This window comes from Caballeronia arationis (genome assembly GCF_001544975.2).
Classification (GTDB): Bacteria; Pseudomonadota; Gammaproteobacteria; order Burkholderiales; family Burkholderiaceae; genus Caballeronia; species Caballeronia arationis.
On the sequence record NZ_FCOG02000002.1, the window covers coordinates 117,606 to 139,407 of the forward strand.

Annotated in this window: 19 protein-coding genes and 2 pseudogenes; 11 read left to right on the plus strand and 10 right to left on the minus strand. The window is 66.0% G+C overall.

Going from position 1 to position 21,802, the window contains the following annotated elements:
• Window positions 1-53: 53 nt before the first annotated feature.
• The 3 genes from AWB81_RS01710 to AWB81_RS01720 all read right to left on the minus strand — a co-directional run bounded on the left by AWB81_RS01710 (window position 54) and on the right by AWB81_RS01720 (window position 2,197).
• Complete coding sequence (locus AWB81_RS01710) at window positions 54-1,253, minus strand: T6SS phospholipase effector Tle1-like catalytic domain-containing protein (protein WP_062632169.1); 1,200 nt, start codon at window positions 1,251-1,253, stop codon at window positions 54-56.
• 212 nt (window positions 1,254-1,465) lie between these two features.
• Window positions 1,466-1,831, minus strand: coding sequence for a hypothetical protein (locus tag AWB81_RS01715; RefSeq protein WP_062632267.1), 366 nt, complete (start codon window positions 1,829-1,831; stop codon window positions 1,466-1,468).
• Between the two features lie 144 nt (window positions 1,832-1,975).
• A complete protein-coding gene (locus AWB81_RS01720; protein ID WP_062632170.1) occupies window positions 1,976-2,197 on the minus strand; it encodes a hypothetical protein in 222 nt (73 codons plus the stop codon).
• 109 nt (window positions 2,198-2,306) lie between these two features.
• Here AWB81_RS01720 and AWB81_RS01725 point away from each other — a divergent pair, with 109 nt between their 5' ends.
• Window positions 2,307-3,542 (plus strand): polysaccharide pyruvyl transferase family protein, encoded by a 1,236-nt coding sequence (locus AWB81_RS01725; protein WP_062632171.1) that lies wholly within the window; start codon window positions 2,307-2,309, stop codon window positions 3,540-3,542.
• On the opposite strand, the gene AWB81_RS01730 is transcribed toward AWB81_RS01725, so the two are convergent.
• The 3 genes from AWB81_RS01730 to AWB81_RS01740 all read right to left on the minus strand — a co-directional run bounded on the left by AWB81_RS01730 (window position 3,518) and on the right by AWB81_RS01740 (window position 6,393).
• The gene (locus tag AWB81_RS01730) at window positions 3,518-3,940 is read right to left on the minus strand and encodes a hypothetical protein (RefSeq protein ID WP_062632172.1); all 423 of its coding nucleotides are present in this window, start codon (window positions 3,938-3,940) and stop codon (window positions 3,518-3,520) included. The two genes, AWB81_RS01725 and AWB81_RS01730, sit on opposite strands and share 25 nt — an antisense overlap.
• Window positions 3,941-4,013: 73 nt before the next feature.
• Entirely contained in the window at window positions 4,014-5,141 is a 1,128-nt protein-coding gene (locus tag AWB81_RS01735; protein ID WP_062632173.1) for an HAD family hydrolase, read from the minus strand.
• 172 nt (window positions 5,142-5,313) lie between these two features.
• Window positions 5,314-6,393, minus strand: coding sequence for a formylglycine-generating enzyme family protein (locus AWB81_RS01740; RefSeq protein ID WP_087134760.1), 1,080 nt, complete (start codon window positions 6,391-6,393; stop codon window positions 5,314-5,316).
• A 500-nt stretch (window positions 6,394-6,893) separates the two neighbouring features.
• Between AWB81_RS01740 and AWB81_RS01745 the strand changes: the two are divergent.
• The 6 genes and pseudogenes from AWB81_RS01745 to AWB81_RS01770 all read left to right on the plus strand — a co-directional run bounded on the left by AWB81_RS01745 (window position 6,894) and on the right by AWB81_RS01770 (window position 13,328).
• Window positions 6,894-7,842: pseudogene (locus AWB81_RS01745) on the plus strand (AAA family ATPase).
• A 26-nt stretch (window positions 7,843-7,868) separates the two neighbouring features.
• Window positions 7,869-8,864 carry a DUF58 domain-containing protein gene (locus AWB81_RS01750; RefSeq protein ID WP_062632174.1) on the plus strand — a complete coding sequence of 332 codons (996 nt, stop codon included), beginning with the start codon at window positions 7,869-7,871 and terminating at the stop codon, window positions 8,862-8,864.
• On the plus strand, window positions 8,861-9,397 hold the full coding sequence (locus tag AWB81_RS01755) for a DUF4381 domain-containing protein (protein WP_062632175.1): 537 nt from the start codon (window positions 8,861-8,863) through the stop codon (window positions 9,395-9,397). Before AWB81_RS01750 ends, AWB81_RS01755 begins: the two co-directional genes overlap by 4 nt.
• A complete protein-coding gene (locus AWB81_RS01760) occupies window positions 9,384-10,412 on the plus strand; it encodes a vWA domain-containing protein (RefSeq protein WP_062632176.1) in 1,029 nt (342 codons plus the stop codon). Before AWB81_RS01755 ends, AWB81_RS01760 begins: the two co-directional genes overlap by 14 nt.
• Entirely contained in the window at window positions 10,402-11,979 is a 1,578-nt protein-coding gene (locus tag AWB81_RS01765; RefSeq protein WP_062632177.1) for a vWA domain-containing protein, read from the plus strand. The genes AWB81_RS01760 and AWB81_RS01765 overlap by 11 nt, the downstream gene beginning before the upstream one ends.
• Window positions 11,976-13,328: a BatD family protein gene (locus AWB81_RS01770; RefSeq protein ID WP_062632178.1), complete on the plus strand. Its 1,353-nt coding sequence runs from the start codon at window positions 11,976-11,978 to the stop codon at window positions 13,326-13,328. The genes AWB81_RS01765 and AWB81_RS01770 overlap by 4 nt, the downstream gene beginning before the upstream one ends.
• 6 nt (window positions 13,329-13,334) lie before the next feature.
• Here AWB81_RS01770 and AWB81_RS01775 read toward each other — a convergent pair whose 3' ends face one another.
• Window positions 13,335-14,207, minus strand: coding sequence for an endonuclease/exonuclease/phosphatase family protein (locus AWB81_RS01775; protein WP_062632179.1), 873 nt, complete (start codon window positions 14,205-14,207; stop codon window positions 13,335-13,337).
• Window positions 14,208-14,382: 175 nt separating this feature from the next.
• Here AWB81_RS01775 and AWB81_RS01780 point away from each other — a divergent pair, with 175 nt between their 5' ends.
• Both AWB81_RS01780 and xth read left to right on the plus strand, forming a co-directional pair.
• Window positions 14,383-15,372 carry a sulfonate ABC transporter substrate-binding protein gene (locus tag AWB81_RS01780; RefSeq protein ID WP_062632180.1) on the plus strand — a complete coding sequence of 330 codons (990 nt, stop codon included), beginning with the start codon at window positions 14,383-14,385 and terminating at the stop codon, window positions 15,370-15,372.
• A gap of 75 nt (window positions 15,373-15,447) precedes the next feature.
• Window positions 15,448-16,350 (plus strand): exodeoxyribonuclease III, encoded by a 903-nt coding sequence (xth, locus tag AWB81_RS01785; RefSeq protein WP_062632181.1) that lies wholly within the window; start codon window positions 15,448-15,450, stop codon window positions 16,348-16,350.
• Window positions 16,351-16,356: 6 nt separating this feature from the next.
• Here the strand turns inward: xth and AWB81_RS01790 are convergent, their stop codons facing one another.
• The 3 genes and pseudogenes from AWB81_RS01790 to AWB81_RS01800 all read right to left on the minus strand — a co-directional run bounded on the left by AWB81_RS01790 (window position 16,357) and on the right by AWB81_RS01800 (window position 18,685).
• Window positions 16,357-16,665 (minus strand): high-potential iron-sulfur protein, encoded by a 309-nt coding sequence (locus AWB81_RS01790; protein ID WP_062632269.1) that lies wholly within the window; start codon window positions 16,663-16,665, stop codon window positions 16,357-16,359.
• Between the two features lie 473 nt (window positions 16,666-17,138).
• Window positions 17,139-17,273 (minus strand): MFS transporter small subunit, encoded by a 135-nt coding sequence (locus tag AWB81_RS01795; RefSeq protein ID WP_062632182.1) that lies wholly within the window; start codon window positions 17,271-17,273, stop codon window positions 17,139-17,141.
• 14 nt (window positions 17,274-17,287) lie between these two features.
• A pseudogene (locus AWB81_RS01800) lies at window positions 17,288-18,685 on the minus strand (L-lactate MFS transporter).
• Between the two features lie 338 nt (window positions 18,686-19,023).
• Here AWB81_RS01800 and cls point away from each other — a divergent pair.
• The gene (gene cls / locus AWB81_RS01805; protein WP_062632183.1) at window positions 19,024-20,301 is read left to right on the plus strand and encodes a cardiolipin synthase; all 1,278 of its coding nucleotides are present in this window, start codon (window positions 19,024-19,026) and stop codon (window positions 20,299-20,301) included.
• Between the two features lie 103 nt (window positions 20,302-20,404).
• Window positions 20,405-21,772 (plus strand): Nramp family divalent metal transporter, encoded by a 1,368-nt coding sequence (locus AWB81_RS01810; RefSeq protein WP_062632184.1) that lies wholly within the window; start codon window positions 20,405-20,407, stop codon window positions 21,770-21,772.
• The last annotated feature ends 30 nt before the right edge of the window (window positions 21,773-21,802 follow it).

Below are 21,802 nucleotides of genomic sequence, written 5' to 3' on the forward strand. Positions count from 1 at the left end.
GCGAGCGTATCGGATTCCAGATATACGAGTAGTCCGAAAGCCCCCGCGCCCGCTCAACTGACCCAGACCGTGTTGGTCCCGAGCTGCTCCGCGAGGGCTGTCGGCAGATACTTCAGCGACACCGCGACGGTCTGTCCGCTGGCGGGATCGATCCCCATCCGGTGCGCGATCGAAATGTGCGCGCCGACGTCCTGCGGAAACGGAATCGGCGTGCGCGGTCCCTTCGGCAGCAGGGAAAACGGCGGCATCGCCCACGGTTCGTGCGACGCGCCGAAGAAGTCGGGTTTGAACGGCCACGGCTCCGGTTTCAGATGCAGTCCGACGGCGGGATCGGAGAGCCGCCGCAGCATCCAGTCGCAGGCGATGTCCGAAAGCCCCGATTCCGCGATCGGATAGCCGCCGCCGACATCCGAATGCGCGCCGACGAAGAGCGCCTGCGTGATGCCGTCGCGCTTGTTCCAGAAGGTCGGCGTGAAGTCGGCGCGCTGCTCGTCGAGGCTGATCGCGTGGATACCGAACTGCACCTTGTTGTTGAGCGCGGTATCGGCGAAACGGAACACGTCGATGTCCGAACCGTTCGCGCCGAGATAGATCGGGATGCCGAGCGAGCCGACCGTGTCCCACACGCCGATTGCCCGGATCATGTCGACGGGGAGCGTTTCGTTCGGCTGGGGCGGATCGGATGCGAAAAGCGGCAGGTGCCTCACCAGACTGCTGAAGAGACCCGCGAGACCGCCCGCGTTCTGGCGCGCCGCGATGCGCGTCTCGCGATGCCTGCGCCACTGCTTGATGCCGAGTTCGTAAGCCTGCTCCTTGTTGTCGGGATCGTAGTTTGCCCGGTTGAGCACGCCGACGTCGGCGATCATGCCGCCGAGCGCGCGCGCAGTGTACGCGCCGCGCGAAAAGCCGATCAGGAAGATCGCGTCGCCCGGTTCATAGTTGCGCGAGATGTACGTGTAGCCGCGGACGATGCGCGCGATCAGCCCGTCGCCGAAGACGCCACCGAGCAGCTTGATCGCGATGTTGCGCGAATCGCCGACGCCATGCAGGTATTTCGCCACCTGGCCGTTTGGACCGGGCTCCTCGATTTCCTGCTCCGACGCGAGCAGCACGGAATCCTGCTTCGGATTGCCGGCGAGCGTGCAGAAGAGCTTCCAGACGTTGGTCGTGTCGGGAATGCCGTCGTTGTCGTCGTCCTTGGAATTCGGGCCGTTCCAGGTGCCGTCCGCGCAGAAAACGATGTTCTTGGCCATGTCGTCTCCACCGTTGCGATGTGGTTTCGCCGCGGCGCCCGGCGGAGTGCGTACCGATTCTGCGGCAGGGTGCCGGCGCCAAATGTCTTATCTATCGTAGACGCTGCGGGCGCGGCGGGCACCGCAATGCGTGCGCTCGCGTACACACGCGAGCTCAATTCGCGGGCGTTGGCACGACTGACTATCGATTCGGAACGAAGCGGGAGGGCCGCTCAGTCGGCGAGCCGCTTGTCGGCCAGCGCACGCCGGCAGTCGTCGAACACGCGCACGACGAGCGCCGATTCGTAGTTGAGGTCGTCGCTTTCGAGAATTTCTTCGACGGCGTCGAGGGCCCAGTCGGCGTTGACGTATCCGACGTTCTGCATCGCGAGGCGCTGGGCGATGGCCGTGAGCCTGGCAACGGTGAGCCAGTCGGCCTGGCGTTTGTGGCGGTCGAGCCACTTGCGCGACGCCTGCACGAAGAACACGGGTGCGGGCCACGACTCGTTCAGGTAGTAATTGCCGAGGCTGCCGCAAGTGAGCCAGCAGAGCAATTCAACGCGGTCGCGCGGGCTGAGTTGGTGACGTACATCATTCATGGCGGCGCTCACGAAGACGATTGACGTTGCCGATAACATCGTTTCCCCTCGGGAAAACAATATCAGATCATTTTGCATCGCGGTATATGCAATTGCGTCAAAACGTACGGGCGCACGCGGTGCAACGCGTTGGCTCGCGTGGAACTACGCCGCTGCTTCGTCGCACCATTCGATCGCCCATGCGCGCGCGCAATGGAGCGCGTCGGATTCATCGGCGAAGGCGTCGAGTTCGCCCGAGTGGTGCGTCTCGCCATGCGCGCTGCGCTCGTCGGGCCCGCGCGTGATCGTGGCGTGGGCGTAGAACTGGCCGTCTTCGTCATGCCGCGCGCGGCAGTGGATGTGATAGGCCTTGTAGTCGAATCGCATGTCGGGTGTCTCCGTGGATCAGCAAAAATCCTAGCACGCGATGGCGAATGCCGACGCGGCCTGAACCCGCTAACCTTCGACAAGCACACGCAATCCACGGACGCTTCCAGTGACCGACGAACCGACCACGATCATCTTCGGCGCCTTTGACCGCCACAATTTCGGCGATCTCCTGTTTGCGCACATCGTCGCGCGGATGTCGAGCCATGAGGACGCGCTGTTTGCGGGCGTCGCCGGGCGCGACTTGCGGATGTACGGCGGGCATCGGGTGCGGGCGCCGACGGAGCTCGCGCAAAACCTGGGCGGGCGCGCGGTGAATCTGATCCACGCAGGTGGAGAGATCCTGACCTGCAGCGCGTGGGAAGCCGCAGCAATGACGCTGTCCGGCGACGAATGGCACCAGACCGTCGCACACCTCGACAAGAGGCCGCTGGATCGAACGGTATGGGCGCAGTCCGTGCTGCAAACGCGCGCGCTCGCGCCCTACGCGGCTTCGCGCGAGATGTTTCCTCATGAGGCCTGGGTATCGTTCAACGCGGTCGGAGGTGTCGATCTCGATACGGTCGACGCGCGCTTGCGTGCCGAAGTCCTGCTGAACGTCGCCGCCGCCGATGACATCAGCGTGCGCGACGCGCACACGCAAACGCTGCTCGCCGCAGCCGGAGTGAAAGCGCGGCTGATCCCCGACCCGGCCGTGATGGTGGCGCAGCTTTACGGCGCGCGCATCGACGAACGCGCGCAACAGGGCGAACTCGCGCGTACGCTCGCTGCGTTCCCGAACGGCTACATCGCGGTGCAGTTCAGCGCCGATTTCGGCGATGACGCCACGCTCGCGCGGATCGCCGGGCAACTGGAGCGCGTAGCGAATGCGAGCGGTCACGGCCTGGTGTTCTTTCGTGCCGGCGCGGCGCCGTGGCACGACGACGCGGCATGCTACGAACGCACGGCGGCGCGCATGCGGACGAAGCCGCTGGCGGTATTCCGCTCGCTTGACGTATGGGATATCTGCGCGCTGATCGCCCGCAGCCGCGGCTTTATCGGCAGCAGCCTGCATGGGCGGATCGTCGCGACGGCGTTCGCCTTGCCGCGCGTGAGCGTGCGCCATCCGGCGTTCGGGCTTCGCGTCACGAAGCAGGCCGCGTTCGCCGCCACATGGGACGACACGGACACCACGGCGTCAGTCGAAATCGACGAGATCGCGCGCGCCACCATCGATGCGCTCGCCACAGACCCCGCACGGCGCGTACGCAAGGCACGGGAACTCGAAGAGGCGTATCGCGCAGGATTCGAGCCGGTCGCGCGCCGCTTGAGCCGCGGCGTTCACTCGCCGATCACCCAGCGGTAGTACGGATTGTCGGGATCAGCGTCCATCACGCGCCGGAGATTCGCCGCCCAAGCATCGCGATCGCCCCGATAGGCGTCGAGCCCAGCGCCGTAGAACGCATGCAGCGTGTCGCGCTCGGCGCGCAACTGGGCGCGAAAGGCATCGTCGGCGCGGATGAGCGGCGGCTCCGTCTGCAACGCGAGAAGCCGCGCCAGCACCGCCGGAAACGCGGCGCGCCGCACCCAGGGCGCGTATTCGATGCGCGGCGCGTCGTCGGTGACGGGCGGCGTATCGGCGACGTAATAGGCAAGTCCCGCGCGGTCGGTCACCCAGGTCGCCAGCAGCGCAGCCGGCGACGCGATGCCCACTTCCCGCAGCGCGTGCGTTAAATGCTTCTGCCCGATGCGCCTCGCGGGCACAACGGACTTCCTCGGGCGGACGCGGTTGCCCGGCCCGCCTTTACCTCTTGACCGTCGTTCCGGCTTGCAGCCCCTAGCGCGCCGGCCCCGGAAAGATCGTGTTCCAGTCGTTTTTCATGCTGACGACGACCCAGCCGTCCGTGACGGCCTCGTCCCACGCCTTGTCGAGCCGGCCGATCTTCGATTGCCGGTCGTAGGCGAACTCGCGCTCGGCGTCGTCGTGATGCACGAGGAGCGCGAGGTGCGGGTCGGTGTTCGCCGCGGTGTACTGGAGCATTTGCTGGTCGCCGTCCGAATTGCCGAACGCGAGGATCGGACGCCGCCCGATATAGCGATAGATGCCGACGGGCTTGCCCGGTCCGTCGTCGACGAAATCGAGCTTGGGCTGACGCGTGAGCGTCGGTTTGCCGTCGCGCAGTTCGTACTTGACGAGCTGACTGGAGCCGATCACCTGCTCCGGCGGAACGCCATAGGCCTTCTCGACCCACGGCCGCATGAACTCGATCGTCCCGCCCGACACGATGTAGGTCTTGAAGCCGTTCGCGCGCAGATACGCGAGCAGTTCGACCTGCGGCTGATAGACGAGCTCGGTGTAAGGCCGGTTGAACTTCGGATGGCGGGCCTTCGCGAGCCACGCGCGGATCGTCTGGTCGTAGGCATCGACGCTCATGCCGCTGTTCGCAACTGCGACGAGCTGCATCAGCTGTTTCTGCTGCGCGGCGAGCGCCGCCTGGTCGCGAGCCATCAGTGCCTTGAAGGCGGGATTGCTCTTCCACTCGGGATGGGCCGGCGCGGCCGCCTTCACCTGATCGAGCAGGAAGGCGAACTGGACGTAGATCGGCTGCTCGGTCCAGAGCGTGCCGTCGTTGTCGAATACGGCGATGCGCTGCGCCGGTTCCACGTAGGTCATCGTGCCTTCGCGCGTCACATCGCCGACGAATTTCACGATCGCGCGCTTCGCGGGGCCGTCGCGCCATGAGGGCAGCGCGGTTTCCGCGCTGCGGGCGCTTTCGGGCGAAGCGTCGGGCGACGCGGCATTGCGGTTCTGCCCGGCGCATCCGGCAAGCGTCAGCGCGAACAGCGCCGCAACGATGCAAGCCGAGACGCGACTCACGGCGTTGCCGAACGAGCGATCCGGTCGTGAGCCGGAGGCGTTGACGGACACGTATCCCGGCGCGGTGCGGCGGCTCAAGCTCTGCATCCGATTCTCCTCGTCGACCAGCGTTAGCGCTTTGGCGCTTCCTCTGGTCCCATTCAAGTTGCGGTCGACAGCCCTTACTCTGGTCCCGTGCAAGATGGTTGCCCTGGTCGTCGAGGTTCGATGGCCAGCAGCGGGAGAAGCAAGTGAAGCGAAATCACGTGAATCGAAGGTGCTAGCGAGCTGGCACATCTACGCGGGCGAGCTGCGAGCGGCCATGCGACTTGTCCCAGCTGTCCTTGTCCATCACGAGCCGGAAGCCGAGATGCGACATGCTGTTGTACGGATCGGTGCCGCGCCGTGCGCTTGGCCGGTAGCTGAGGCAATAGTCCTCGTTACAGAGGAACGAGCCGCCGCGCGTCACGCGCTTGGGCGCCGCGACCGGGACGCCGGGGTCGGCCGGGTCCCACGCATCCGACGGGCCGGCCGGGTTGTTGATCACGCTCGTTGTCGATGCCTCGCGCCGGAACTGGTCCGCGCGATACCAGTCGGCGACCCACTGCCACGCGTTGCCGGTCATGTCGGAGAGGCCGTAGGCGTTGGCGGGAAAGCTGCCGACGCGGCTCGTGCCCACCGCGCCGCCCGCCTTGGCGCTCATCACCGGGAATGGGTGCGCTTGCTGGCCTTGCCAGACGTTCGCCATCTGCTTGCCGTCCGGCACGAACTTGTCGCCCCACGCGTAGGTGGCTTGCGTGAGCCCGCCGCGCGCGGCGAACTCCCATTCGGCCTCGGTCGGCAGGCGCTTGCCGGCCCATTTCGCGTAGGCTTCTGCGTCCTCGTACGACACCTGCACGACCGGATGATCGTCCTTGCCGGCGATGCTGCTGCGCGGCCCCGTCGGATGCCGCCAGTCCGCGCCCGGCACATAGCGCCACCAGCGCGAGTAGTCTTCGAGCGACACCGGCTGGTCAGTGCCGACGAACACCATCGCGCCCGCGACCATCGCGCTCTCTGGCGGACGCGGCGTGCCCGGCGGCAATTGCACCTTGAGCGTTTCCCAGTCGGGCTTCTTCTCAGCCGTCGTGACGTAGCCGGTCGCTTCGACGAACTTGCGGAACTCGGCGTTCGTCACGTGATGCTCGTCCATCCAGAAGCCGTGCACGCGCACCTTGTGCGCGGGGCGCTCGTTGGCTTGTGCCATCTTCGCGTCGCTGCCCATCAGGAACTCGCCGCCCGGCACCCAGGCCATGCCTTGCGGCCCGCGCACGCCGTCGCCGAGAACGGCCTGCACTGCGGGTTTTGCGCGCGCGTTCATCGCCCCGCTCACCGCGAAGCCGATCAGGGCCGGACACGCGAAAAGCAGCGTCGCCCAGAGGAGCAGCCTGCGCGAGCGGCCCAGATGGCCGACGGGGCCGCTCGCCGCGCTGCTTGCGCGGGGCGCGGCGGTCGTCGCGGGCTTGCGTTTCGCCATGCTCGTTCTCCGTCTGCGTCGACGTGCATATCGCGCGCCGACTTCGAAAAAGCCTTCTGTTTCAGCAGCGTCAATCAATCGCTTGTGCCTACCAATATCTGAAGCGCTCGATGAATTCAATCTCTTTCGTGCAGGCCGCGCGCAACAAGTGGACAAAATTGCGTCGATTCCACGCGAGCGGATTCGAAAAATCCTGTCGCGACTTTCATCGTGATATTTAAAAAGCACTTCGATACTTTGACGAATCGATTTCCCTCCAGTACCTTTTGCGGGATTGCGATTCGACATCCGGCATCGGAACACGAAATCGAAACCGAAGCTGAAACCATCCGGCGGGCGAGACCATGCGCGATACCATCCTGCGCTTCGAGGCGAGCATCGGCGAAGCGGTCGTGGGGCAAGAAGCGGTCGTGCGGCAGATCCTCATCGCGTTGCTCGCGGACGGGCACGTCCTGCTGGAAAGCCTGCCGGGGCTGGCCAAGACGCGCACGGTGAAGGCCATCGCGACGCGCCTCGCCGCGACCATGAAGCGCATCCAGTTCACTCCCGACCTGCTGCCGTCCGACATCACCGGCGGCGAGACGCTGCTGCAATCCGGCACCGAGCGCTCGCTCGTTTTCCAGCCGGGTCCGATATTCGGCAATCTGATTCTCGCCGACGAAATCAATCGCGCGCCCGCGAAAGTGCAATCGGCATTACTGGAAGCGATGGAAGAGCGGCAGATATCGGTGGCTGGAGAAACGCATGCGATGCCCGATCTTTTTCTGGTGATGGCGACACAAAATCCGATCGAGCAGGAAGGGACTTATCCGCTTCCCGAAGCGCAAATGGACCGGTTTTTGTTCAAAGTGCTGATCGGTTATCCGTCGCCGGAAAGCGAGCGCGAAATGTTGCGCATGTTGAGGCGTGAAAGCGTCGGCGAGCACGCGGACGTAACTGCCGACACGCTCTCGCAGGACGATATTTTCGCCGTGCGGCGCGAAGTGGAACGCGTCGAAGTCGCGCCCGCGATCGACGAGTACATCGTCTCGCTCGTGAACGCGACGCGCCACGGCGGCGATCTGGACGCGGATCTCGGCAAGTGGATCGAGATCGGCGCGAGCCCGCGCGGCGCGATCGGCCTCGACCGTGCGAGCCGTGTCGAAGCGTGGCTTCACGCCTGACGACGTGCGCGCGGTGATCCATCCGGTGTTGAGGCACCGGCTGATTCTTTCCTACGATGCCAATGCCGATGGCATCGGCGCGGACCAGGTGATCGACCGGCTGATCGAAAAGGTGGCGGTGCCGGCCTGATCTTCCGAAGCGACGGGAGCTTTCCGATGGCAAACGAAGCGACGGGCAACCCTGCGGACAACCCGGACAACCCGGACAACCCGATAGGCAGCGTCTACGTCGATGCTGCGCATCTCGCGAAACTCGAGTTCCGCGCGCGCGGCCTTTCGTTCGTCGCGCCGCATCCTTTGACGAGCATCCTGTCGGGCAAGCACGCGTCGCGGCTGCGCGGCCGGGGCCTGAACTTCGAGGAAATCCGCGGCTACCTGCCCGGCGACGACATCCGCCACCTCGACTGGAAAGTGTCGATGCGCCTCGGCAAGCCGCACGTGCGCGTCTACACGGAGGAGCGCGACCGGCCGCTCCTTGTCGTCGTCGATCAGCGCATGAGCATGTTCTTCGGCTCGCGCCGCGCGTTCAAGTCGGTCGTCGCCGCCGAAGCGGCCGCGCTTGCGGTGTGGATGGCGTTCGGCGCGGGCGACCGCGTCGGCGGCGTGATCTTCGACGACCGTTCCGTCGTGCGTGTCGCGCCGCTGCGCAGCCGCAGCCGGGTCCGGTTGCTGTTCGGCGCGATCGCGCGGATGAACGCCGCGCTCGACGCCGAAAGCGATGTGCGCACCGACTACGGCCAGCTGAACGCGGCGCTCGAAGGCGTGCTGCAACTGGCGGCGCACGATTACCTGATCTTCGTCGTCAGCGACTTCGCCGGTGCGAACGAGCGCACGCGGCAGCTCCTGCGCGAAATGTCGACGCATAACGACGTGGTTGCGTCGATGGTCTTCGATCCGCTCTGGCAGCAGATGCCCGAGCATCGCGCGCTCGTCGTGAGCGAGGGGCGCCTGCAGGTCGAATTGCGCATTGAGCATGAGCGCGTGCGCGCGCCGCTCGCGAGCCTTTTCCGTGGCAGGACCGCCGAAGTGGCCGAGCTGCTGCGCGCGAGCGGCGTGCCGCTGATGGCGCTGTCCACAGCCGAGCCGACCGTCGACCAGGTCCGCCGGCTGTTCGGCGAGCGTCCGCGCGCGGGCACGGAGAGCGGACTGTGAGCACAAACGCGGCCACGACTCGCGCGACGCCAGCGGCCGCCGGCACGCCCGCCGAACTCGCGACGCTGCACGAGTTGCCGCCGCCGCCGGCGGTCTCGTACGCGCCGCAGACGGCCGGCTGGGCCGTGCTCGCAATCGTGCTCGCCGCGTGTGCGCTGTGGGGCGCATGGGCCGGGTGGCGTCGGCATCGGAAGGAGCGATACCGGCGCGTCGCGCTCGCGGAACTGGAGCGCATCGAGGCGCGGCTCGCGCAAGCCGACCAGCGCGGCGCCGCGCTAACCGCGATTGCGCCGCTTCTCAAGCGCACGGCGCTCGCGGTTGCGCCGCGCGAGCGCGTGGCGTCGCTCACGGGCGACGCGTGGCTCGCGTTCCTGCGCGAGACGCACGGCCGCTTCGGCGCCCAGAGCGGCGCGCTCCTCGCCGTGGTGAGCTACGCCCCGGCGGAGCGGATCGCCGCGATTTCGCGCGAAGAAGCCGCAGCACTCGTCGACGAGGCGCGCGACTGGATCGCGCATCATCATGTGGAAGTTTGATTTCCCGTGGATGTTCCTGCTTCTGCCGCTGCCCGCGCTCGTGTGGTGGCTCGCTCCCGGCTACCGCACGACGTCGAAGGCGGTGCGCATGCCGTTCTTCCAGGAAATGGCCGACGCAGCCGGCGAAAAGCCCGCGCCTGGTGGCGTGCGCCTGCGCCGCAACGGGCTGCAGCGCATCCTGATGCCGCTCCTGTGGGCGCTCCTCGTGGCCGCGGCGGCGAAGCCGGTCTACGTGGAAGCGCCGATCACGCGCGAGGAACCCGCACGCGACCTGATGCTCGCGATCGACCTGTCGCAATCGATGAGCGCGCGCGATTTCGTCAGCGCCGCGACCGGCGAGCGCATGGACCGGCTGACGGCGGTCAGGCGCGTGGTGGCGGATTTCATCGCGAAACGCAAGAGCGACCGCATCGGCCTGATCGTGTTCGGCGATGCCGCGTATCCGCAGGCGCCTCTCACGCTCGATCACGACAGCGTCCTGATCCTGCTCGACCAGATGCAGATCGGCATGGCGGGGCCGCGCACGGCGATCGGCGATGCGGTCGGTCTCTCGGTCAAGCTGATGGACAAGACGCCCGCGCCCGAAAAAGTGCTGATCCTGCTCACCGACGGCAACGACACGGCAAGCGCGATTCCGCCGCAACGCGCCGCCGAGATCGCGAAGGATCACCGGATCGTCGTGCATACCATCGGCATCGGCGATCCGGAGACGACCGGCGAGGACAAGGTCGATCTGGATGCGCTCAAGCGCATCTCGGATGCGACGGGCGGCCGGTCGTTCCACGCGCTCGGGCGGCAGGAAGACCTCGCCGCCGTCTACACGACGCTCGACCGGATCACGCCCGACAAGGTGAAGCGCGAGGTCTACCGGCCGCAGCGCGACTACTTCTGGATACCGCTCGCGCTGGCACTGTCGCTCCTGACTGCGTATCACGTCGTCGCGTGGCTCATTGCGATGCTGCGCGCGCCACGTCGCGGGCGGGCGAACTTCGGCGAGGCCACGCATGGAAATTGACCTCACCGCGTTTCATTTCCTGCGTCCCGCGTGGCTGTGGCTGTTGCTTGCGGCGGTGCTGCTGCCGTTCGTCTGGCTGCGCCGAAACGACGTCCGCGCGCACTGGCGCAACCTCATTGCGCCGCATCTGCTCGACCATCTGATCGTCGGCGACAAGGCGCGGCGCAGCCTTCAGCCCATCCACACGCTTGCGCTGCTGATCGCGCTCGGCGCCGTCGCCGCCGCCGGCCCGACGTGGCAGCAGGAGCGGCCGCCGTTCGATCAGGACAAGGCGCCGCTCGTCGTCGTACTGGAGCTCGCGCGCTCGATGGACGCGACCGATGTCGCGCCCACGCGCATCGAGCGTGCGAAGCAGAAGGTGCTCGACCTCGCGGCCGCGCGCAAGGGCGCCCGCACGGGACTCGTCGTGTTCGCTTCGAGCGCGCATCTCGTTGTGCCGCCCACCGAGGATCCCGCGATGCTCGACCTCTACGTGCCGGCGCTCGCGCCGTCGCTGATGCCGCGCGATGGAAGGAACGCAGCGGCCGGACTGGGAATCGCCGAGCGCGTGCTTGCCAACGACCCGGCCGGCACGATCGTCTTCATGAGCGACGGCTTCGACGAGAGCCAGTCGGATGCGTTCGTTCGCCGCGCGAAGCAGTCGCGCCACCAGCTTTTGTGGCTCGCGGTCGGGACCGAGGACGGCGGCCCGATTCGCGGTGCGGACGGCGCTATCGCGATGGATGCCGAAGGCCATCCGCTGACCGGCAGCTTCGATGCGGCCGCGATCCGCAAGATCACGGGCGCGGCGGGCATCCCGCTCGCCAGCATGCGCGCGGACGACGACGATGTGACCTGGGTCACGCGGCGCGCGCAGACGTTCCTCGCGCACGCCGAGGATTCGAAGATCGTGCCGCGCTGGAAGGAAGCCGGGTACTGGCTCGTATGGCCGCTCGTCGCGATTGCGTTGTGGTGTTTCCGGCGCGGATGGACGGTCAAATGGCTGCCGCTGCTGCTGATCTCGCTTGCATTGAGCGCCGCGCCGGGCGAAGCGCGGGCGGCGTCGTGGAACTGGATCGACCTCTTCGCCACGCACGATCAGCAGGGCCGCTGGAGTTTCGAGCACGGCGACTACAAGTCGGCGGCGCAGCGTTTCGACGACCCGGTGTGGAAGGGCCGCGCGCAGTATCTCGCGGGCGATTACCGGGCCGCGCTGGAGAGCTTCTCGCGGCTCAGGACGCCAGAGGCGTATTTCTACATCGGCAATACGCTCGCGCATCTGAAGGACTATGCGGGCGCGGTGCTCGCCTACGACAACGCGCTCAGGGAACAGCCCGCATTTGCCGACGCCGCGTCGAACCGCGATCTGATGAAGCAGTTGCTCGCGCGGGAAAAAACGCAGCCCGAGGACGACGAAGACGCGCAACAGCCCGACCGGACCAAAACCGGCAAGAAGAGCGACAAAGGGCAGAGGGTGATGGTCCATGAGGCGCGACCGGCCGAGGACGTCTGGATGCGCAACCTCAACACCTCGCCGGCCGCATTCCTGCATCAGCGGTTCCAGCAGGAAGCGGGAGGCACGCCATGACGTCGCGCTGGTTCGCACGCGTATTCCTCGTCACGATACTGCTCGTCTCGCGGCACGCGTTCGCCGCCGATGTGCCGCAGACGATGGTCCGCGCGCATCTCGAACCGTCCGGACCGGTGGTAGCAGGGACGGAGGTCAGGCTCGTCGTCGATGCATTGACGACGACATGGTTCACCGCTGCGCCCGACTGGCCGCTGTTCACCGTGCCCGATGCAATCGTCGCGCTGCCGGACGAGCAGGCGGTGAACCTCTCGGAGACGATCGGCGGAGTGAGGTGGTTCGGCGTGAGCCGCGCGTACCGGATCGTGCCGCGTGCGGCGAAGACGTTCGACATCGCGCCGTTCGAACTGACGGTTTTTCCCGGCGGCGGGGCGGACGTTCCCGTCAAGTTGAAGACGCCGTCGTTGAAGCTGACCGCCACCTTGCCGCCGGGCGCCGAGGGCATGTCGTCGTTTTTCCCGCTGACCAAGCTCACGGCGACGCAAAAGATCGAGCCTGCGCAAACACGCTTCAAAGTGGGCGATACGATCACCCGCACGATGACGCAGACCGCGAGCGGCACCGAGTCGATGCTGATTCCGCCCGTTGGATTCGCGGATATCGAAGGGCTGCGTCGCTACCCGAAGACGCCACAGACACGCAATATCGTGCAGGATCGGGCGGGGCTGCTCGCGGGCGAGCGGACCGATTCGACTGCTTACGTGGTCAATCGAAGCGGGCATTACAGGCTGCCGCCCGTCACGATCGAATGGTGGAATACAGCAACGAACAAACGCGAAACCATCGTGCTGCCGGCGGTGAGCCTGTCGGCCACGCCCGCGAAGGAGAAGCCGCTCTTCGAGATTCCCGTCGATGCGATGTCGAAGGCCGCGAGCCATATGGTGATTTACATCGACGGCGCGCGGGTCGCATATGGCGTCGCGTTGATCGCGGGCGTGTTCGCACTCGTCTGGGGTTATCCGCGGCTCGCGCGAGTGGGCGCCGCGGTGCGCGGGCGCATCCGTGAAGCGCGGCGCCGCCATGCGCAAGGCGACGCGCCCGCGTGGCGCGCATTGCGCGCGGCTGGCCGCACGGGCGCCGTGCGCCGCATCGTCCCGGCGCTCTACCGATGGCTCGACAAGCGCCCGGAATTCGGCCGGCCGGCTCGCGTGCAGAACATCGCAAACGCGAACGCAAGCACGCACGATACGGCGCTTGCGCGACTCGCCGCGAGCGTCGCTGACGACTACGCCGGCAAGTCCGATGCGACGCTCGAATGGAGCGAAGTCGAGCGCGAACTGAAGCGGGCAGCGAAACGCACGCGACAACGCGACGCAAAACCGGCGCTTGCGCCGCTCAACGAGCGCTGAGCGCGTTCAGTGCAATTCGAGCCACATCGGCTGATGATCGGATGACTGGCTCGCCTGATCGACCTCGCAAGCCGCGACGCGCGCGCTCAGATCCTCCGTTACGAACACGAAATCGCAGGCGAACGGGCCGTCGGGCCATTGCTCGCGGTCGTACAGGCCCACCGTCGCGGCGCGCGGCGTGTCCGGATGCGCGATGCCCCACGCATCGACGAACGCTGGGGCATCGCCGAACGGCTCGATCATCCGCCGATACGCCGGCGACTCGAACGCGCTGTTGAAGTCGCCGCACAGGATCGCGCTCATCGGCCGGCCGGTGTCAGCGAACGGGCTGTTCAGGCTTTCCGATTTCGCCGGGCGGCGCGCGTGACCGCAGGCCTCGCCGTGCAGGCCGCGCAGGCGCTCGACCTGCGCGAGCCGCTGCATCTCCGAGTAGAACTCCAGATGCGTGCTGATGACGCGCAACGGTCCGACATCCGTTTCGACGACCGCTTCGAGCGCGACGCGCAGCATCGACGGCTTCGCGGGATCGGCGGGCCACGGCAGCGAATGGCGCAGCACCTGCCGCACCGGCAGGCGGCTCACGATCGCGTTGCCGAACTGCCGCCGTCCGAGCCCGGCGCCGCTCGGCGGCAGGTCGGAGCCGAGCGCATCGAGGACGTTCGCGCCGGGCAGCAGTCCGGCCAGTTCGGCGAACTGATCGGCGCCTGGGCCGCCCGGAAGGCCACCCGACATCTCGCCCTGATCGAAACCGCGCGTGACTTCCTGCAGGCACAGGACATCGAAGTCGCACAGCGCTTTTGCCTCGCTGACGATGCGCGCGAGATCGACGCGGCCATCCACGCCGCGCCCCCACTGAATGTTCCAGTCGACGAGTCGCATGACGTTCTCCTCTGACCCATGCACGCGACGAGTTTAGCGCCGCCGCCAGAGACGCGCCGACGGTCGCGCCAAATCGCGCATCGCCAGAAGCAAAGCTGAAAAACTTGGTTCCTGAAGCGGGCATTGCGTTCATAGAATCTGACGTCTTTGCATCGCAATGTTATCGGGAACGCTCATGCCTCAGCAGAATTCGAAAGACGATCGACACGACGCCGTAGACGCACATCGCCGGTCGCTCCTGAAAAGTGCCGCGACGGCGGCCGCGCTTCTCGCCGTGCGCCCGGCGTTCGCGCAGGGCGATGCGAAAACCCTGCGCATCGGCTATCAGAAGTACGGCAACTTCGTCGTGCTCAAGGCGCGCGGCACGCTCGAAAAGCGGCTCGCTTCGCAGGGCGTGAACGTGCAGTGGCTCGAATTTCCAGCCGGTCCGCAGTTGCTCGAAGGCCTCAACGCAGGCGCCGTCGATGTCGGCACGGTCGGCGAAACGCCGCCGATCTTCGCGCAGGCTGCGGGCGTCGATTTCGTCTATATCGCGAACGAGCCGCCCGCGCCGCGCGGCGAAGCGATCGTCGTGCCGGCCGCCTCGCCGATCAGGACCGTGGCCGACCTGCGCGGCAAGAAGGTCGCGCTGAACAAGGGATCGAACGTCCACTTCCTGCTCGTGAAGGCGCTGCAGAATGCGAAGCTCGCCTACAGCGACATCCAGCCGGTCTATCTCGCGCCCGCCGACGCGCGCGCTGCGTTCGTGCAAGGCAGTGTCGATGCCTGGGTGATCTGGGACCCGTATCTCGCGGCGATCGAAAAGCAGGCGAATGCGCGCGTCGTCACGAACGGCGAAGGTCTCGTGCACAACACGCAGTACTACCTCGCGACGCGCAAGTTCGCGACCGCAGAGCCGCAACTGGTGCATGCGCTGCTCGCCGAACTCGACGCCGTCGACAAGTACGGCCGCGACAACATCCCGGAGGTCGCGCGCCTCCTTTCGCCGCTCGTCGGCCTCGATGCGGCGACGCTTCAGGTGGCGCTCGAACGCACCGCCTACGGCGTGCAGCCAGTGACCGCCGAGACGCTCGCGTACCAGCAGCAGATCGCCGATACGTTCAACGACCTGCGGCTGATTCCGAAGAAGCTCGTCGTCAGCGACGCGCGGTGGAAGACGGCTTAGGGCAGCGCCTGACGAGTGTCGTGGAATCCGGTACTGTGCTTGCTCAGTATCGCGACACACACGACACTCGAAGCCATGCTCAAGATCGCCACGTTCAATATCAACGGCGTCCGTTCGCGCCTGCCCGCGCTGCTTGAATGGCTCGACCGCGAAGCGCCGGATATCGCCTGCCTGCAGGAACTGAAGGCGCCGGACGCGGCGTTTCCCATCGACGAAATCCGCGCGGCCGGTTATGGCGCGATCTGGCACGGACAGGTGTCGTGGAACGGCGTCGCGATCCTGGCCAAAGGGATGGAGCCTATCGAGAGCCGGCGCGGCCTGCCGGGCGATACGGGCGACACCCACAGCCGCTATATCGAAGCGGCGGCGCATGGCGTCCTGGTCGGCTGCCTCTACTTGCCGAACGGCAATCCGCAGCCCGGTCCCAAATTCGACTACAAGCTCGCGTGGTTCGAACGCCTGATCGACTACGCGGCGCGTCTTCATGACAGCGGGCATCCGGTGGTGCTCGCGGGCGACTTCAACGTCGTGCCCACCGACGAGGATATCTACAACCCGAAGTCGTGGCTCAAGGACGCGCTGCTTCAGCCCGAAAGCCGCGAATGCTACCGGCGCCTGCTCGATCAGGGATGGCTCGATTCCCTGCGCGCGCGGCATCCGGCCGAGCGCATCTACACGTTCTGGGATTACTTCCGGCAGCACTGGCAGAAGAACTCGGGACTGCGCATCGACCATCTGCTGCTCAATCCGCAGATGGCACCGCATCTGAAGGACGCAGGCGTCGATCGCTGGGTGCGCGACCGGCCCCATGCAAGCGATCACGCGCCCACGTGGATCTCGGTCGATCTGAAGGTCCAGAAGCAGCCGGCGACGCAGAAGGCCGCCGCCGACAAGCCAGCAGCGAAAAAGGCCGCCGCGAAAAAAACCGCCGCCAAAACGCCCGCGGCGCGCCCGCGGCGCGCGAAACCCGCGGGCTGAAATCGCTCACATGTTCGTGTACGAGCTGCACCAGCCGTGCGCAGCGACCTGCTTGTCGCCGAAGAGCGTGCAGCCGCCCCATGCGTCCGTCGACTTGCCCTGGAACAGCGAGCAATTGCTGCAATCCTGCCCGGCGGCGTAGTTCGGGAATTTCGCCTTGTCGACCTTCGCGACGTCTTCCCGGTAGCCGACGGCGACCGCGGCCGGGTCCGTTTCGCTCAGTTTCGGGCCGGCGGCGAGCGCGGCGCGCGAGAGCAGCAGCGACGACCCTGCGCCGATGCTGTAAATCATGAAACTGCGACGGGATGGATTCATGGCGGGGATGTGCATTGTCTTGTCGTGGGGACCGGCGGACGGCAAAGGCCGAAGCGCGCGCCGCCGCCTACCCGAACGATACGCCACCCGCGCGCCCCGCGCGCGCTGGTACGGTCGTTCGCTTTTTCGTGGCGCTTGCGTCCCGTCTGTTCGGCAGCGCACGGACTCAAGCTTTTAATCCCGGTGCCGTAAATGAGGTCAGTAACCGACGACACGTCCGCGCATCAACGGCGCGGCGCTTTTTTCACCAGGGAGAACGAACGTGGCAGAAATGGATTGGCTGATGGCAGGAATGGATCTGGTTGCACTCGTTGGCGCGACGCTTTTCATGAGCGTTCTGTCGCGGCGAAGCCTGGCGACGTCGGCAGTGGACGGCCGCTGAAACAACCGGTTCGATGTTGAATCCGTTGTAGCAGGAAACCGGCGAGAGGGCGGCGCGAACGAACCGCCACCCCTCGCCGTGAAAGCGAATTTCAGTGGAACAGTTTCATCGCCTGCGTGAGCGTGTTCGTAATGCCCCACGCGAGCGGAACGAGCACGTAGATCCAGAAGACCGCGAGCAGCGCCTTGTTGGTCGGATGTGCATGGAGATCGTGGTTGGCGTTCATTTGATGGTTCCTGTTCAGTTGATCGCCGGTGCCGACGCGTTCATGTGATGTTTTTCGTGCACGCGCGTCACGAGCAGGTTGCACAGGAATCCCACGACGAGCAGCCCCGCCATGATGTGCAGCGTCGTCGTGTACGCTTCCGCCTTTGCCACGCCGTGCTCGACTTCATAAGCGCGGATGTAGTTCACGAGTACCGGCCCCGCGACGCCCGCCGCGGCCCACGCGGTCAAAAGCCGTCCATGGATGCCGCCGACGAACGCCGTGCCGAACATGTCGGCGAGATAGGCGGGGACCGTCGCGAAGCCGCCGCCGTACATCGACAGGATCACGCCGTACGCGAGCACGAAGAGCGCGATATTGCCCGACGCCGCGAACTGCGGCACCAGAAAATACAGCACCGCACCGAGCGCGAAGAACACGAAGTAGGTGTTCTTGCGGCCGATTCAGTCCGAAGTCGACGGCCACGCGAAGCGGCCGCCCATGTTGAAGAGCGACAACAGGCCGACGAAGCCCGCGGCCGCGCCCGCCGTGATCGACGCCTTGAAGCTTTCCTGAATCATCAGCGACGCCTGCCCGAGCACGCCGATGCCCGCCGTCACGTTCAAGAACAGCACGAGCCACAGCAGATAGAACTGCGGCGTCCTCAATGCCTGATCGATATGCTCGTGGTTGCGCGTGATCATCTTGTTCGCCTTGACGGGCGGGGTCCAGCCGGCCGGCGCCCAGTTTGCCGGCGGGATGCGGATCGCGAGCGCGCCAACCGTCATCGAGATGAAGTACACGACGCCGAGCACCACGAAGGTCTCGGCCACGCCGATGCTCGTCGCGCTCTTGAAGTGGTTCATCAGCGCGACCGAGGCCGGCGCCGCGATCATCGCGCCGCCGCCGAAGCCCATGATCGCCATGCCCGTCGCCATGCCGCGCCGATCGGGGAACCAGCGGATGAGCGTCGATACCGGCGACACATAACCGAGCCCCAGTCCGATCCCGCCGATCACCCCATAGCCGAGATACAAGAGTCAGATCTGATGCAGCTGCACGCCGAGCGCGGAGACGAGAAAGCCGCCGCCGAAGCAGCAGGCCGCGGTGAACATCGTGCGGCGCGGGCCGACCTTTTCGAGCCATTTGCCGGCGAAAGCCGCCGATAGCCCGAGAAACACGATCGCGAGCGAGAAGATCCAGCCGAGCGTCGTGATCGACCAGTCGTCCGGCGCGGACTGCGTGATGCCGATCACCTTCGTGAGCGGCGCGTTGAAGACGGAAAACGCATACGCTTGCCCGATGCACAGGTGCACAGCGAGCGCGGCGGGCGGGACCATCCAGCGCGAGAAGCCGGGTTGGGCGACAGTCGCGGATTTGGAGAAAAAACCGCGTGGGGCGGCGGCGGGACGATCGTCGATCGTGCTGTTCATTGTCGGTCTCCGGGAACGCATCGTCATGCAGTGCGTTCGCATATAGTTTTATGTCGGGCGAGTCGTCTGCATCCGGTACTGCGCGCCATGCCGGATTGGACGACCCTGCCATTGCCCTTCACGTCCGCTCAGATCGGTTCGATTCATGATTCGCGGATGTGAATGCGGTCGAACATAGACAAGAGCCGCGCCCTTGGCAATATGAACGGTCGTGCCATAAGTGTTTGCCCGAAGTTGACGGGTAGCTTGCGGTCGGTGGCGCAGAATATGCTGCCCGGCCCCATGCAGCCGCTTTTTACAGCATCACCCTCGAACATTCATAAGACATCGGGTAAAGCATGCTGACCACCATCCTCAGCACCGCCGCGGTCGTCGCGTGCGCGACGCTGGTCGTCGTGCTGGTCGTCGCCAATCTCACGAGCGGTGAGAAGAAGATCGAGCACACGATCGAGCGCCGCTATGCCAGCGACGACCCGCAGTTCCCGCGTTCGATGAGCCTGCTGCTCGGCCCGCCCGTCGAAGACGGCAACCGCTTCGACGTGCTCGTGAACGGCGACGAGATTTTCCCTTCGATGCTCGCGGGCATCCGCTCGGCGCAGAAGACCATCACGTTCGAAACGTTCATCTACTGGTCGGGCGAGATCGGCGAGGAGTTCGCCGCAGCCCTCTCCGACAAGGCGCGCGCGGGCGTCGCGGTGCATGTGCTGCTCGACTGGGTCGGGTCGTCGAAGATGGACAAGCGTTATCTGCGCATGCTGCGGGACTCGGGCGCCGAAGTGATCCAGTATCACAAGCCGCACTGGACCGGCCTTGGCCGCATGAACGACCGCACGCACCGCAAGCTGCTCGTGATCGACGGGCATGTCGGTTTCACGGGCGGCGTCGGCATCGCGGAGGAATGGACCGGGCACGCACAGGACGAGAAGCACTGGCGCGATACGCATTTTCGGGTCGAAGGGCCGGTGGCGGGCCACATGCAGGCCGTCTTCATGGACAACTGGATCAAGGCGTCCGGCAACGTCCTGCACGGCCCCGAGTACTTCCCGGAGATCGCGCCGGCGGGCGAGGGCATCGCGCACATGTTCAGCAGTTCGCCCTCGGGCGGCAGCGACGACATGCAGCTCATGTACCTGATGGCGATCACCGCCGCGACGCACACGATCCATCTCGCGAGCGCGTACTTCGTGCCCGACAAGCTGACGATCAACGCGATCGTCGAGGCGACGCGGCGCGGCGTGAAGGTGCAGATCGTGACGCCGGGCAAGCACATCGACACCCACACGGTCCGCGAGGCGTCGCGAGCGGGATGGGGCGATCTGCTGAAGGCGGGCGTCGAGATCTACGAATACCAGCCGACGATGTTTCACTGCAAGCTTCTGATCGTCGACGAATATCTGGTGTCCGTGGGCTCGACCAATTTCGACAGCCGCTCGTTCAAGCTCAACGACGAGGCGAATCTCAACATCTACGACCGCGACTTCGCGAAACTGCAGACGTCGATTCTCGCCGACGACATCGCAAAGTCGCAGCGCGTCACGCTCGACGACTGGAACCGGCGCCCGCTCACGGAGAAGCTCATCGAGCGCGTTGTGGCGCTACTCGACCCGCAGCTCTAGACGAAACGCCCGCCGGTCGCGTATGAAGAATCCCGCTTGAATCTTCCGCACGCCCGGCGCATATTGCGTGGCAGACCCGCCGACAGCGCTGGAGCGCGCATCGATGCCCGACGTCCGAGACTCTGCCGTACCGCCTTCCGAGCCGCCCGCGTGGAAGCACGCCCGGCCCGAGGAAGCCTTCCGGCACAGCCTGCCGGAGGTGTATTCGTCGATCGCCGTACCGTCGGGCGGCCTGTGGCTGCGGCGTTTCCTGGCGTTCGCCGGACCCGGCTACATGATCTCCGTCGGCTACATGGACCCGGGCAACTGGGCCACCGATCTCGCCGGCGGCTCGCGTTTCGGCTACACGCTGCTCGCGGTCATCCTGCTGTCGAACCTGATGGCAATCCTGTTGCAGGCGCTGGCGGTGCGCCTCGGCATCGCGACCGGGCGCGACCTCGCGCAGGCCTGCCGCGACCATTATTCGAAGCCGGTCAACTTCGCGCTGTGGCTCGCGTGCGAGGCGGCGATCATCGCGTGCGACCTTGCCGAAGTGATCGGCACGGCGATCGCGCTGCAACTGCTGTTCGGCATTCCGCTGATCGCGGGCGCGCTCATCACCGCGCTAGACGCCTTCCTGCTGCTGCTCCTGATGAACCGCGGCTTTCGCTTCCTCGAAGCGTTCGTGATCGCGCTGCTCGTCGTGATAGCGGTGTGCTTCGCGGTGCAGATCGTCGCCGCGGCGCCGCCCGTCGCCGCCGTGCTGCGCGGCTTCGTGCCCACGACCGTCATCGTGACGAATCCCGAGATGCTTTATGTGGCGATCGGCATCATCGGGGCGACCGTGATGCCGCACAACCTGTATCTGCATTCGTCGGTCGTGCAGACGCGCGCATACGAGCCGAACGACACCGGTCGCCGCGACGCGATCCGCTGGGCCACCGCCGACAGCACCATCGCGCTGATGCTCGCGCTCTTCATCAACGCGGCGATCCTGATCGTCGCGGCGACGGTGTTTCATGCAACAGGACACACGGAAGTGGCCGAAATCGGCGACGCATTCCGGCTGCTGTCGCCGCTCCTCGGTCTTTCGATCGCGTCGACGCTCTTCGCGCTCGCGCTGCTCGCTTCCGGCCTGAATTCGACGGTCACCGCGACGCTCGCCGGTCAGATCGTGATGGAAGGTTTTCTCCGTTTGCGCATTCCCAATTGGGCGCGGCGGCTGATCACGCGCGGCATCGCGATCGTGCCGGTGGTCGTGGTCACGGCGCTCTACGGCGAGAAGGGCACGGCGCAACTGCTCGTGCTGAGCCAGGTGATCCTTTCGATGCAGCTTCCGTTCGCCATCGTCCCGCTCGTGCGCTTCGTCTCCGACAAGCGGAAGATGGGCGCCTTCGTCGTGCCGGGCTGGGTCGCGCTGCTCGCGTGGCTCGTTGCGGGCGTCATCGTGGTGCTGAACGTCAAATTGCTCGTCGATACGCTGATGGGCTGAGGTCGCGGATCATGATCGAACGAGGCCCGG